13 protein-coding genes are annotated in these 12,810 nt (G+C 44.0%); 5 read left to right on the top strand and 8 right to left on the bottom strand.

Going from position 1 to position 12,810, the window contains the following annotated elements:
- The first annotated feature begins 67 nt into the window (after positions 1-67).
- From fabV to NL643_RS12335, 3 genes are all read left to right on the top strand, one after another.
- Positions 68-1,267, top strand: coding sequence for an enoyl-ACP reductase FabV (gene fabV / locus NL643_RS12345; RefSeq protein ID WP_253644496.1), 1,200 nt, complete (start codon positions 68-70; stop codon positions 1,265-1,267).
- A gap of 180 nt (positions 1,268-1,447) precedes the next feature.
- Complete coding sequence (locus NL643_RS12340; RefSeq protein WP_253644495.1) at positions 1,448-3,358, top strand: EAL domain-containing protein; 1,911 nt, start codon at positions 1,448-1,450, stop codon at positions 3,356-3,358.
- 71 nt (positions 3,359-3,429) lie between these two features.
- Positions 3,430-5,085 carry an ABC-ATPase domain-containing protein gene (locus tag NL643_RS12335; RefSeq protein ID WP_253644494.1) on the top strand — a complete coding sequence of 552 codons (1,656 nt, stop codon included), beginning with the start codon at positions 3,430-3,432 and terminating at the stop codon, positions 5,083-5,085.
- An 82-nt stretch (positions 5,086-5,167) separates the two neighbouring features.
- On the opposite strand, the gene NL643_RS12330 is transcribed toward NL643_RS12335, so the two are convergent.
- Together NL643_RS12330 and NL643_RS12325 are read right to left on the bottom strand one after the other, a co-directional pair.
- Positions 5,168-5,788: a DNA-J related domain-containing protein gene (locus tag NL643_RS12330; RefSeq protein WP_150916615.1), complete on the bottom strand. Its 621-nt coding sequence runs from the start codon at positions 5,786-5,788 to the stop codon at positions 5,168-5,170.
- A 203-nt stretch (positions 5,789-5,991) separates the two neighbouring features.
- Positions 5,992-6,831: an isopenicillin N synthase family oxygenase gene (locus NL643_RS12325; protein ID WP_005376329.1), complete on the bottom strand. Its 840-nt coding sequence runs from the start codon at positions 6,829-6,831 to the stop codon at positions 5,992-5,994.
- A 242-nt stretch (positions 6,832-7,073) separates the two neighbouring features.
- Between NL643_RS12325 and NL643_RS12320 the strand changes: the two genes are divergently transcribed.
- Positions 7,074-7,670 carry a DUF2238 domain-containing protein gene (locus tag NL643_RS12320; RefSeq protein ID WP_005395495.1) on the top strand — a complete coding sequence of 199 codons (597 nt, stop codon included), beginning with the start codon at positions 7,074-7,076 and terminating at the stop codon, positions 7,668-7,670.
- Here the strand turns inward: NL643_RS12320 and cutA are convergent.
- The 5 genes from cutA to NL643_RS12295 form a co-directional block, all read right to left on the bottom strand.
- Positions 7,632-7,964 carry a divalent-cation tolerance protein CutA gene (gene cutA / locus NL643_RS12315; RefSeq protein WP_253644493.1) on the bottom strand — a complete coding sequence of 111 codons (333 nt, stop codon included), beginning with the start codon at positions 7,962-7,964 and terminating at the stop codon, positions 7,632-7,634. The two genes, NL643_RS12320 and cutA, sit on opposite strands and share 39 nt — an antisense overlap.
- 14 nt (positions 7,965-7,978) lie before the next feature.
- Complete coding sequence (locus NL643_RS12310; RefSeq protein ID WP_053349877.1) at positions 7,979-8,230, bottom strand: hypothetical protein; 252 nt, start codon at positions 8,228-8,230, stop codon at positions 7,979-7,981.
- Positions 8,214-9,923 (bottom strand): SgrR family transcriptional regulator, encoded by a 1,710-nt coding sequence (locus NL643_RS12305; RefSeq protein WP_253644492.1) that lies wholly within the window; start codon positions 9,921-9,923, stop codon positions 8,214-8,216. The genes NL643_RS12310 and NL643_RS12305 overlap by 17 nt, the downstream gene beginning before the upstream one ends.
- A gap of 79 nt (positions 9,924-10,002) precedes the next feature.
- The gene (locus NL643_RS12300) at positions 10,003-10,236 is read right to left on the bottom strand and encodes a DUF3389 domain-containing protein (RefSeq protein ID WP_005395503.1); all 234 of its coding nucleotides are present in this window, start codon (positions 10,234-10,236) and stop codon (positions 10,003-10,005) included.
- Positions 10,237-10,242: 6 nt separating this feature from the next.
- Complete coding sequence (locus NL643_RS12295; protein ID WP_012842307.1) at positions 10,243-10,677, bottom strand: hotdog fold thioesterase; 435 nt, start codon at positions 10,675-10,677, stop codon at positions 10,243-10,245.
- A 203-nt stretch (positions 10,678-10,880) separates the two neighbouring features.
- On the opposite strand from NL643_RS12295, the gene NL643_RS12290 reads away from it, so the two are divergent.
- Positions 10,881-11,669, top strand: a complete 789-nt coding sequence (locus NL643_RS12290) for a M48 family metallopeptidase (protein ID WP_152814675.1) — start codon at positions 10,881-10,883, stop codon at positions 11,667-11,669.
- 73 nt (positions 11,670-11,742) lie between these two features.
- Here NL643_RS12290 and NL643_RS12285 read toward each other — a convergent pair whose 3' ends face one another.
- On the bottom strand, positions 11,743-12,771 hold the full coding sequence (locus NL643_RS12285; protein ID WP_253644512.1) for a site-2 protease family protein: 1,029 nt from the start codon (positions 12,769-12,771) through the stop codon (positions 11,743-11,745).
- Positions 12,772-12,810 lie beyond the last annotated feature (39 nt).

The following is a 12,810-nucleotide window of genomic DNA, read 5'->3' as shown; positions in this document are numbered from 1 at the left end:
TCAATAAGTTTTACTTAACTTTACGTTAATCTATTTTCAATTCCACTCATCGAGGATAGATAACAACATGCGAATAGACCCTTTAATTCAAGGTGTTGTTGCTCGCTCTGCTCACCCATACGGGTGTCATGCATCCATTAAAGAGCAAATTGAATACGTAAAACACGCCCCGCAGATCAAAAGCGGTCCAAAACGGGTTTTGATTATTGGTGCTTCCTCTGGTTTCGGGTTAGCGGCTCGTATTGCCCTCACCTTCGGAGGTGCTAAAGCTGATACCATTGGTGTGTCCTTCGAGCACGGGCCTTCAGATAAAGGCGTTGGAAGTGCGGGTTGGTATAACAACATCTTTTTTAAACAAGAAGCAAATCACGCGGGGCGTACCGCCATCAATATTGTTGGTGACGCATTCTCTAACTCTGTCCGCAATCAAGTGATTGAAGCCATTGAAACGTACTTTGAAGGTGAAGTTGATTTAGTCATCTATAGCTTAGCGACGGGTGTTCGACCTAAACCAGAGTCTGATGAGTTTTGGCGCAGTGTCATTAAGCCTATTGGTGAGCCTGTCACTGGCGCTTCAATTATGCTGGAGAACGATCAGTGGGTAGAAACCACTTTAACTCCCGCAACAGAGGAAGAGGCCGAAGCCACTATCAAAGTGATGGGTGGTGAAGACTGGGAAAGCTGGATTGATACACTGATTAATAACGACTCGATTGCACAAGGCTGCAAAACCATCGCGTTTTCTTACATGGGACCAGACGTTACGCACCCTATCTATCTCGATGGTACGTTAGGTCGAGCGAAAATAGATTTACACCAAACAAGTCACTCGTTGAATCTAAAACTTGCCAACTTTGACGGCGGTGCTTACGCAACAGTGTGTAAGGCGTTGGTGACGAAAGCCAGTGTGTTCATTCCTGCGCTAAGTCCCTACCTATTAGCACTTTATCGAGTGATGAAGGAAAAAGGTACTCACGAACGTTGTATTGAACAAATGCAGCGACTGTTTACCACTAAATTGTACGATCAAGATAAAGTGCCTGTTGACGGCGAACGCTTAATCCGGATAGACGACTTAGAGCTTGACCCGCAAGTACAACAAGAAGTCCATGCTCTTTTAGAACAAATGAACGCCAATAACTTTAAAGAGATTGGTGATTACCAAGGCTTTAAAGATGAATTTATGAAGCTAAATGGCTTTAACTTTGAAGACGTCGACTATTCGCAAGACATTTCTATTGAGTCGCTAAAATCGCTTAAACCTTAATGCTTGTTATCTGTTTCAAGTATGAGATATGTGATAACTATTCCTAGTCCTGAACACTTTTCAGGACTTTTTTTTGTTTCAAGCCCCAGCCACCCTATACTTAATTAAAAACCGAGAACAAGATAGAGCAGTCTACATTTTAAATTCACAGGAAGTGAAACCACGTAAAGGATGACTTATATGGGGAGATTGCAAACATTAGATTATGAAATCCCTGAGTCTATGCAAAAAAGCTGGCAGGAAATCGTCAACTTACTGGCTCAAATCACGCACGTACCCACCACATTAATCATGCGTATCCACCGAGATCGTATAGAAGTCAACACATCCAGTGAAACTCAAGGTAACCCCTATCGTACCGGCGATGCTGAACTACTCGGCAACGGTTTATATTGTGAGCATGTCATTGAGCATAAGAGCGAACTCATGGTTCCTAATGCGCTCGAGGATGAAGAATGGTGCAATAACCCTGACATCAAACTAGGCATGATATCTTATTGTGGTTTACCGTTATTCTGGCCAAACGGAGAGACGTTTGGAACCATCTGCATGCTTGATTCCAAGAAGAATGAATACAGCGACACTTACCGCCAATTGCTCGGAACTTTCAAAGACTCAATCGAAGCGCAGCTCTCCGTCGTGTATCAGCAACACAAGCTCCAGCGTCTTAATAATGAACTCAAAAATCGAGTTGAGAACCGTACTACGGACTTAGCGCAGTTGAGTTACTCCCTAACAAAAGAGATTGATCGTCGTAAGGCCGCAGAAAAACAAGTGAGCTACCAAAAAACACACGATCAGGGAACCGGATTCTTAAACCGCGCAGCACTTGAAAGTGTTGTCGGAGAAACGCTCGGAATGTTGGATCATAGCCAGCAATCACTGCTCGTGATAAACATTGGCTTTAGTAACGCTCGCAGTATCCAAACCCGCTATGGCTTTGAGGCCTTTGACGAGATATTAAAAGAATTTAGGTATCGCCTTGGTAAACGAGAATCGAGTTATTTTGTTACCGGGAGGCCGAGCTCGAATGACCTTGTATTACTCATTTGGGGCAACGATATTGATATGAAATTGCGTAAGCTACTGGATGATATCACCAATATTGGCTTGGGAAGCTTTTATACAAAAGACACAGAGGTTCACCTCAACTCTTATATTGGTGTTGTACAAGCCCACCAAACCAGCAATGCCAAACAACTTCTTCAAAATGCATGCTATGCCATGCTGCTGTGTAAAGAGTCTGGCGAAGCGTATAGTTATTTTTGTGAAAGTCATTCGAATGAGCTAAACAACCACAATCAATTGGAAAGCTACTTGTTGCAAGCGGTAAGAAATGACGACCTGATGCTGTACTTTCAGCCCAAAGTTCATCCCCATACTCACAAATGGATTGGCGCAGAAGCATTGCTGCGCTGGAGACACCCAATACTGGGCGACGTCTCTAACGAAGCATTAATACATATGGCCGAACAAAATGGGCTTATTTTTGAAGTTGGCTCTTTTGTTCTTCGTACCGCGATAGACAAAGCTAAACAGTGGTCGGAGTTAATTGATAATTTCAAAATTGCCGTTAACGTCTCTCCAATTCAATTACAAAACGTGAACTTTGCGGAGCAAGTGCAACACCTACTCGAATCCTTCCATTTACCAGCACATTTTCTCGAACTCGAGGTGACGGAGAGCGCTTTAATTGCCGATGAAATCGTAGCACGCACAACGCTAAACAAATTGCACGAACTAGGTGTGACGTTGTCACTAGATGACTTTGGTACTGGGTACGCCTCTTTCAGCTATTTGAAGAAATACCCATTTGATGCCATCAAGATTGATAAGAGCTTTGTCCAGCAAATGGAAAAGTCGGACGATGATCGTGCGATCATTTGCTCTATCATACACATAGCTAAAAAACTGGACCTCCAAGTGGTTATTGAGGGCATTGAATCCCCCCAACAAGAGCAGTTTCTTATTGGTGAGGGTTGTGATATTGGGCAAGGCTTTCTCTATGGTAAACCGATGCCTTGTAATGAATTTGAGCAAAGTTTGTTTAATCAGCGTCTTTCAGGCGGACAATACGCCTACTCTTCCTAAGCATTCTCTTTACTAAGGTGGCGGTGGTTTCTATAATCGCCGCCCGCTTCTATTAAAAGGCCAATATCTTCATGGATCAGTTGACTGCCACGCTTAAGAAAATTGAAAAGCAGAACTACCGCGCTTATCAGCAAATCAAAGGTCAATACGACTTCACTGATTTCACTTTGTTCATCGATCACGTACAAGGAGATCCGTATGCTTCCGCGTCACGTTTTCGTGCAACTCGCGCCTGGTCCTTGACTGGTCTGGAATGGTTGAAAGACGAGTCCCCTGCTTTTCAACGAGCAGCACGTGATTTTATTGCGCGCAGTTTTGAGCAGTTTGCTAAACAAGAAAACTCCGTATCCATTTCATTGAATGGCCAAACTGTGTTGGATAGCACCGCAGTATTGTTTACCGAGGAAGGTATTGAACTGCGTTTTCGAGTTAACTTGCCTGCTGAAGGTCGTTCAGTGTTGGGGAAAAAAGCCAACAACATACTGACTTTCCATTTGCCTAAGTTTATCCGTCGAGCGACCTTAGAACGTGAACTCGACAAAACAGCATTGATTGAGCATTGCCAAGTTGTTGAAGACCAAGATGCCCTGCGTGCACAGTTGGAAGCCAATAACCTAGTTGCGTTTGTCGCAAATGGCAGCATTCTTCCTCGAACTGCTGGCAACTGTGATCTCCCAATGAAAGAGGCGGTTGAGTTCAAGGCCCCTGAATCGCTGCAAGTGACTTTACATGCACCAAACAAAGGCCATGTCACGGGATTAGGGATTCCAAAGGGCATTACGCTAATCGTTGGTGGCGGTTTCCACGGTAAATCTACCTTACTGAATGCGATTGAGCGTTCGATTTACGACCATATTCCAGGAGATGGTCGTGAATACATCGTAGCTGATGACAAGGCAATGAAGATCCGCGCCGAAGATGGTCGATGCGTGCATCATTTGAACCTGTCGAATTACATCAACCATTTGCCAATGGGTAAAGATACAGCGGACTTTTCGACTCAAGATGCATCAGGCTCAACATCACAAGCCGCTTGGCTTCAAGAGTCTATTGAATCAGGTGCGAGCACGTTATTGATTGATGAAGACACCTCTGCGACGAACTTCATGATTCGAGATGAACGTATGCAGGCATTGGTGGCAAAAGGTGATGAACCAATTACCCCTCTTGTCGATCGCATTGGTCAATTGCGAGATGATCTCGATATCTCTACCATTATCGTTATGGGTGGTTCAGGCGACTACTTAGACGTTGCCGACACAGTCATTCAGATGCACGACTACCAAGCGGTTGATGTGACAGAAAAAGCGAAAGAAGTGATCGCTCAGCACCCTACTCAACGTCATAACGAATCGGAAGAACGTTTACAAACCTTCCCGCCTCGCGCCCTGAATCGCGTTGCTTTGATGAATATTCTCACTGACGGTAAATTCCGTGTGAATGCGAAAGGCAAAGAGTCACTTCGATTTGGCAAAGAGTTTACTGACCTTAGCGCTTTGGAACAGATTGAGTCCGCAGATGAAGTCAACACGATTGGCTGGTTATGGTTCCAAATCGCTCAGCTTCCAGGCTGGTGTAATCATCCAGCGAAAGAAATTGAAGAAATGCTGTCTGGTGAGTGGCATGCATCGCTTCCTAAGCAAGGGGACTTAGCCAAACCACGCACACTAGACGTAATGGCTGCGCTTAATCGCATGAGAAAATCTCAGTTTAAGCCTTCATGCTAGTTTTGATACGCTGATTGAGACAATCCAATGAAAAAAGGCAGTTAATAGTTAGCTGCCTTCCTTTATCTTTATTCATACCGAATCATTCGTTTCTCAGTACATTCCACGCTTCACAAAGAATTCTAAACCTTTCTGCATCACCATTCTCTCTATCTGGGTGCCAACGAAGCGCGAGTTTTCGCCACTGCTTTCTAATTTCTGCGGGTGTTGCATCAAGGTTAAGCTCAAACAGTGAGAGTGCTTTTGTTTTATCCACACTGACTGTAGACGAACCACCAATGAATTTTTGATAAGTGGTCCAAAATTCATTCAACAATCGACGCACTTCATCTTCGTCCGCTTCGTAGTTGCGCCAATCCAGATAATATTCACGCAAAGGATCGTTAATATCAACGATATGCCTCGAAGCTTCTAACGAAGACATCAGCTGGATATTCATCGCTTCAACTTGCAGCCAGGCATCTGGGTAAAGCGTTTCTTGCAGTTGGTATAGCGCGTTCATGATTAAGAAATTTCGTTTGAATAAATCCTTATCAGGAGAGTCATCCAATGTCGAAATGTAGCCCTGTTCACTCAACTTGCTTGCTAAGGTGTGAACTTTCCAATCGGAAGGCTGCTTTCTAAGAATTTCTAGCATTGGCCAAAGCAACGGGTTTTCTATTGCGTGAGTCTCAATACTACTGACCGTGCGTTGTCCTTCCATTCATCCTCTCTGTTTTTAATATTGAAGCATCGCACTAATCTCAGAGAAAGCTGCTCATCTGTACTGGTAAAAATGCTTGCTGACGCGTGTTTCAGGCCTAATTTCTGTGGCACCGAATGAAGCGTGGGTATCATTTTGTACCATAAACAACAAAAGGCCGATAGTCATCAACCATCGGCCTTTGTAAGGAGATCACGTAAAGGTTAAATAACCCCTAGTTCACGTAAACGTTCCATAAGGTAGCTGTGTGCGGTGTAGCGCTCTGACAAAACCACTTCTGGCTTTGGATGCAAGAACAACGGCAATGAAATACGCGACTTTTCTTGACGGCCACCCGTTGGGTTGATTACACGGTGAGTCGTTGAAGGAAAGTAACCGCCCGACGCTTCTTGAAGCATATCACCAATGTTGATGATTAAGTTTCCGAAGTCACAGGGTACATCTATCCAATCACCTTCTTTGCTCTTTACTTGCAGTCCAGGCTCATTAGCGGCTGGCAGAACCGTTAGCAGGTTAATGTCTTCATGCGCGGCAGCACGGATAGCGCCTGGCTCTTCTTCCCCTGTCATTGGCGGGTAGTGAAGAACGCGTAGTAATGTTTTGTCGCTGTTATTGATCATTTCTGACAACGCGATAGAAAACTTCTCTTGAACGTCCTTAGGTGCGTACGCTTCAACCCAGCCTAATAGCTCCTGAGCAAATGCATTCGCACGCTCGTAGTACTCTAAGATTTCAGCTTTAAGTTGCTCTGGGATCTGACCCCAAGGGTAAACATGAAAGTACTCTTTGATGTCTTTCACTTTGTGCCCTTTCGCTACTTCAGACACAGAAGGTGGAAAATAGCCATCTTGGGTATCTACGTTAAAGTGAAAATCATTCTTTTGATCTGAACAGAAAAACTCATGCCAGTTTTTGTAAATTGACTCTACAAGCTCTTGTGGAATCGGGTGGTTTTTCAACACACCGAACCCTGTTTCGCGCAGAGAGGTAACGAACTGTTGAGCAGCATCGTCAGCAAGATAATCGACAGTTTCCAGTTTCATGGCTTTACTTCTTTTTTATTAGACTGAATCACGGATTCTATGGATGGGCATGTTGTAAATCAAACTTTAATGAAAAGTGCACGCGCAAACGTTTTAATGTTGAGCAGTTTGGCAATAAATCAACATTTTCAGTGATCAAAAACACCATCAAAATAACAATTGCACACCGTTCAATTAAGTGTAATCATTACCCAAGTCTATGGAGTCCCACTGTAAGATAAATTGAAGGATCAAGTAACTCTATGAAAAGCACCTCGACACTCTTAGGATTGACGATTTTTTATGCCATCGTGTTTTTATTTTCTGCGTTAGAACCTAACTCACGTGCCGTTTGGTTTGCGGAGATTATCCCAGCAATTGGTATTCTTGTTGCTATTTGGGCAATCTCGATTCGCTATCAATTCAGTAATACGGCTTACTTTTTAATGTTCATCTGGCTCTGTTTGCACACTATCGGAGCGAAATATACGTTTTCCGAAGTACCATTTGACTGGTTTAACGACATGATTGGTTCAGATAGAAACAACTTTGATCGCGTTGCGCACTTTTCGATTGGCCTTTATGCGTATCCGATAGCTGAATACTTGATACACAAGAATAAGTTCAACAAAACGTTCTCCTGCTGGTTTGCTTTGTTTGCGATCATGTCGCTTGCAGCAGGCTATGAGATTATCGAATGGTGGTATGCAGAATTGGCTGGCGGCGATGAAGGAATCGCCTTTCTGGGCTCGCAAGGTGACATATGGGACGCCCAGAAAGATATGTTGTGCGACACCGTTGGTGCAGCGTTGTCGCTGTTTTTAATGTCGGCTCAGCGTCGATTCTCTCAGCCACTCTAAATAAGGGTTAAACCCATCAACAATTGGAACCTGTACGATCTGTGCTACTTCATATTCGTGCAGGTTTTCTATTTTCTCTTCCACTAATTCATAGAGCTCTCGACGAGTTTTGATCACCAGCAACCATTCGTTGTCAGTACAAATCTCCCCTTTCCACACATAGTGACTTTCAATAGGCATCGTTTGAATACACGCGGCTAATTGGGCATCTAGCAAACCTTTAATGATCTGATCTCGATTTTTTTCGTTGCAGGTTGTGCTTAACACCATGCAGTAATCATGTTTTATACTCATTTTTTAGCCCTTCATTATTTCATTGTCACTTTGCCGCCAATCATTTTGTAAGCGGGCGTTCCTCTCACTAGGGTATCTCTTGCAAACTCTTGCCCGCAACTGGGACAGATGCATGGGGTTTGTGTGAAATCGTCAACAATGCGCTCTTTGAAGCACTTGACCAGTGCGCCTTTTCCGCCTTTACGGTACTTGAATAGTTGAGTTTTACACTTTGAGCAATAGATATCGACGGTTTTCGTCGGCTGTTTCTTATTCGGTTTCGCCATGATTATTTTCTATATCAGGTTTTACCCATACGTTATTAAAGTCAAACCAACCTAAGGCATTACACTTTGCATTTTGTAAGGCACCGCTGTGGTCTTTATTGACACCCAACCAGCAGTGAAACATCGGAATCACCTGACAACTTTTTACCAACTGACGTCCTAACTCACGTGCAGGGAAGTCTGGATAAACACCAGCACGCCACTGATCAACGAGCTTAGCCCATTCGCTAAAATCGTAACCAGAACTGAATTTCTCAATATCACTGTAATCCAGAAGCCAGCCCGCTAACGCGTCATTTCGGTTCGTTGCAATGCCCATGGCTTTCACCCAAATATCCACTTCCTCCGGTGCGGGCGGTTGAGAGTCATAACGAATAAACTCGACCTCTATACCGTGCGGTTTTAAGAGTGTCTTGATGGCCTTGGCAACTACTGGAAACATCGGATGCTTTTTCTGATACGCCACGGAAATCACCTTATCAGCCTGCGGCACGGTTCCCGCCTCTGCTGGCCTAAGGTCAATCCAACCTGGCTTAAGGCCAAAGGCTTGCAATACTCCCAGTTCCATCACTTTATCCTGAGGAACATGAGCATAAATTTGGTGACTGTTGAGAGTTTGTGATAGGAATTCTGCCCAGCGTGGGTCTTTTGCAATCCCGGTGTTTTTGTTTAGTAATAGGAATGTACAGCCAGGATCAAGCTCGACCTCATCAGATGAACCTTGTTTATCCATCTTTGGCTTAGACAAGCTTGGATAGACCATTGAAGAGTACGCTTCATCAATTACCCACACCTCAACTTGGTCCAGCAAGGGACGAAAGCCAAAGTAGCCATCAAAAGCAGTCAAAATGAGACGCTTATCATCATTCATTTTAACTTGGAACGGCCCTGTCCCAATCGGTTGTCTATCGAAGTTTTCTGAACGCAAAGCGCTTGGTAGCAAAACTTTTGCTTGCGACTCACTCAGCGCCAAAGGCAGGTAGCGGTCAGGACGGACGAGTTCAATATCGACGGTCCATTTCTGTGGTGAAGATACCTTTTTTATATGAGAAAACAGGTTCAAGCTACTTAGTGCAAGCACACTTTCAAGTACACAACTGGTTGATAACGGTTCACCATTATGAAAACGCACCCCACGACGAAGATAAAAACGCCAGTGTGTATCAGAAATGGCTTCCCATGTGTGGGCTAAATCTGGCTGAAGTTGTTCATTTTCATCAAGGCGAGTTAGCCCGCTAAAAATTTGTCTGGCGATGTGCTGTTCAGAACGCCGCATCGGTTTCTGTGGGTTTAACATCGCCAATGGTCGATAATAAGGCAAACGTACCACCTGCTCGCCCTGTCGATGCTGAAGCCCTAAATAACCCTGAATAACCTGCGTTAATCGAGCCGCGTCGTTATCAAGCGCATCTAGAGCCTGGCCAATTTTCCCTTCGTCGAGATAACGTCTGGCGAGGTTTTCACTGACATCGCTACGGTTACGTTTGAAAACGAGTTTTGAGAGCTTTCCTCGACCCGCCGCTGGATGCCATTCAATCCAGCCCTCCTCTTCTAATTTATTGAGAACAATACGGGCATTGCGACGTGTACAAAACAGCGCTTCGGTAATGTCTTCTAGCTGAACGTCCGTATCGTGACCGGCGAATTTTTCAAACAGTGTTTCGAACTGAACACGTAAACGAGGGCTACTCATAAAGAGGAAATTCTTATCTTATTGTTGATAAGCTAAGTTTCCTCATTTTTATCAAAAAGTGCAAACGTCACGCAGTAAATTATTGAATATCGATGCCAATTTCTCGTGCAAGATCGGCAAGTTGTTCCTCATTATCCAGCTTGATAGACCATTTACACTCTGCACCATGAGATAAAACAACGTTCGCTCCTCTACCCAGTAACTGGATAGAATCGGTTTGCGCTTGTAAGGTTACCATTGCACTGCCGGAGAGCTTAATCACGATTTCACGCTGGGTAGCAATGATTTTTCCTAATGAAAACTCAATCACCATCTTGCTTTATACCGACTTTGTTTTATGTTGCTTCACTGCGATAGTTAAGCGACTGGTACACACTAATCGGCCTCGTTCATCAGTTATGTCGATTTGCCACACTTGTGTTGAAACGCCAAGGTGTACGGGTTTTGCCGTACCAATCACATGACCACTTCGCATTGCACGTACATGGTTCGCGTTGATATCCAAACCGACACAGTAACTCCCCTCATCAACAGAGAAATTCGCAGCTAAAGAGCCTAATGTTTCTGCGAGCACGACTGATGCACCACCGTGAAGCATTCCTAAAGGTTGATGAGTAAAGCTGCATACGGGCATAGTTGCTGTAAGGGAGTCATCCGTAAAATCTGTGTATTCAATTTGTAGGTGCTCGATCAGGGTATTTTTTGATGTAGCATTCAGAATCTCTATGCTAACGGGCTTTTTCCATATACTCATTGTTTTACTCTTAATTTCACAAATTGGTTTGTCGGATTGTTACGATTTATTAGAGAGCTAGCATAGACTTTACTTAGGTCTAACTTCAAGGTGTAACATCTTGGCCTCTTTGCCAGTTGATGAATAATTTGATCCATGCATCATGTTACTATTTGGGTATATACTATTGCTTCAAAACAAAAATAATTTAGATGGAGCCTATTATGAAGGTATGGATGAAAGCCTCTGCTCTTTTAACTATCGCGGGCTTAACGGCATGTAGCGCATCACCGACCGGCCGTAACCAGATCCTGATGTTTTCAGATCAAGAAATGTCATCGCTTGGCGCCAAATCTTTCGAACAAATGAAGAAAGATATCCCAATCAGCAAAGATCGCAAAACGAATGCCTACGTACAATGCGTTGCCAAACACATCACTGACACCATTCCTGCACAAGCTGGATTTAAAGATTGGGAGGTGGTTGTTTTTGATAGTGAACAAGTCAATGCTTTTGCTCTACCTGGTGGGAAGATCGGCGTTTACACCGGGCTTTTAGGTGTCGCGAAAAACCAAGATCAGTTGGCAACAGTCATTGGTCACGAAGTGGCTCACGTCCTTGCTGACCACAGTAATGAACGCCTTTCACAAAGCCAGTTAGCAAATGCGGGATTGTCTCTGGCAAACGTTGCTATAGGAGCTTCCGAGTACAAACAGTATCAGCAAATGACGATGGCGGCACTTGGTGTCGGTGTCCAATACGGTGTTATTTTACCATACGGTCGTACACAGGAATCCGAGGCTGATATTGTCGGGCTTGAGTTTATGGCAAAAGCAGGCTTCGACCCACGTCAAAGTGTCGATTTATGGAAAAATATGAGTGCTGCATCCGGTGGCTCTCAACCTCCTGAATTCTTCTCAACTCACCCATCGCACAGTACGCGTATTAAAGATTTACAAGCAACCATAAATAAGTTGCCTGCGTATAAGGCGAAAGCGCCAAAATGTGGCTAAACTTCTGCTACCAGTGTCTATTTTTCGCAAAAAAGCTCCCTAGGGAGCTTTTTTAATGGGTATAAGGAATAGTTTAAGTACCCAGTATCTGTAGTGGCAAGCTCAACAGGCTATCTCCAAGGGTAGCAAAATACCAAATGATAGCGACAAAACCACCGACAGAAACCAAGTACCAAGCAAGTGAGAAGAGTTGTCCGTAACGGGTTAACGGCAATAAATGACAATGGTGTCGACCTCTCCATTCCATGACCACTTCTAGCATCCCCATTAACAATAAAAACCCTAGCAACGTCAGCCCGAAAGAATAGCTGATAAAAATACCCAACAAGGCAGCAGCTATACTGCCGACTAATCCAACCCAAGTGTTCATCGAGAAGGTAATGCTTTTGAGTACATGACCACCATCTAGTGGCAGAATAGGCAACAGATTAAACAGGTTTAGTAACGCGTTAAACACTGCTAGGCCAGCGAAGAGCACCTCTCCAGTCATCCAATAAAGCAAAGTAAACGCGATGCTAAGAACTAAACCAAAAAATGGTCCCATAATCGAGATAACCACATCTTGCCAGCGTGTGTTGATCTTTTCATCACTCAGCGCTAAACCGCCAAGAAATGGAATCAAATAGATGCCCTTGGTCTTCATTCCAAAGTACTTCATCGCTCTAATATGGCCATACTCATGGAAAACTAAACATGCGATCAAAGCTAACGCGAACTCGATAGAAAATAGCCAAGAATATGCAGCAAGACTTGCAGATGCTAACGCCACTTTGATGACTTTCGCACTCTTGAGTGCTTTCATTCCAAGCGATACTAGCCCTATCACACTTAAACGCTTTTCTGTTGGCGGCTCAATTTCTGGTACTTGGCGTTCGATGTCTTTTTCATTTCGGCAACCTTCGCTAATAAGCTCATCGTTAATTGTGACCTTGTAACTCAATTCAAACGGTTGCCATGTTAATGAACACTCCAAATGGCATACCAGGACTTCCTCCCCAGCAGAGAGTCTAAACTGGTGAAGGCAAGTGTCTGCAACATTATCACTGGCATCTATTTGGGACACCAAGGTGTTATCCCAATATAACTGCTGCCAACCAGCCATCGATCCTTCGAGCCTTAACGAACGACCTAAAAATTCAAC

Source organism: Vibrio sp. Y42_MX_L11, from assembly GCF_024181785.1.
Classification (GTDB): domain Bacteria; phylum Pseudomonadota; class Gammaproteobacteria; order Enterobacterales; family Vibrionaceae; genus Vibrio; species Vibrio diabolicus.
This window is presented reverse-complemented; position numbering and strand designations above follow the sequence as displayed.

What these genes read in the sequence shown, in the direction of transcription:
- NL643_RS12295 (WP_012842307.1), bottom strand. Translation starts at nt 10,677, where the DNA reads ATGAGTATATGGAAAAAGCCCGTTAGCATAGAGATTCTGAATGCTACA.
- fabV (WP_253644496.1), top strand. Translation starts at nt 68, where the DNA reads ATGCGAATAGACCCTTTAATTCAAGGTGTTGTTGCTCGCTCTGCTCAC.
- NL643_RS12310 (WP_053349877.1), bottom strand. Translation starts at nt 8,230, where the DNA reads ATGGCGAAACCGAATAAGAAACAGCCGACGAAAACCGTCGATATCTAT.
- NL643_RS12335 (WP_253644494.1), top strand. Translation starts at nt 3,430, where the DNA reads ATGGATCAGTTGACTGCCACGCTTAAGAAAATTGAAAAGCAGAACTAC.
- cutA (WP_253644493.1), bottom strand. Translation starts at nt 7,964, where the DNA reads ATGAGTATAAAACATGATTACTGCATGGTGTTAAGCACAACCTGCAAC.
- NL643_RS12330 (WP_150916615.1), bottom strand. Translation starts at nt 5,788, where the DNA reads ATGGAAGGACAACGCACGGTCAGTAGTATTGAGACTCACGCAATAGAA.
- NL643_RS12320 (WP_005395495.1), top strand. Translation starts at nt 7,074, where the DNA reads ATGAAAAGCACCTCGACACTCTTAGGATTGACGATTTTTTATGCCATC.
- NL643_RS12340 (WP_253644495.1), top strand. Translation starts at nt 1,448, where the DNA reads ATGGGGAGATTGCAAACATTAGATTATGAAATCCCTGAGTCTATGCAA.
- NL643_RS12290 (WP_152814675.1), top strand. Translation starts at nt 10,881, where the DNA reads ATGAAGGTATGGATGAAAGCCTCTGCTCTTTTAACTATCGCGGGCTTA.
- NL643_RS12305 (WP_253644492.1), bottom strand. Translation starts at nt 9,923, where the DNA reads ATGAGTAGCCCTCGTTTACGTGTTCAGTTCGAAACACTGTTTGAAAAA.
- NL643_RS12300 (WP_005395503.1), bottom strand. Translation starts at nt 10,236, where the DNA reads ATGGTGATTGAGTTTTCATTAGGAAAAATCATTGCTACCCAGCGTGAA.
- NL643_RS12285 (WP_253644512.1), bottom strand. Translation starts at nt 12,771, where the DNA reads ATGGCTGGTTGGCAGCAGTTATATTGGGATAACACCTTGGTGTCCCAA.
- NL643_RS12325 (WP_005376329.1), bottom strand. Translation starts at nt 6,831, where the DNA reads ATGAAACTGGAAACTGTCGATTATCTTGCTGACGATGCTGCTCAACAG.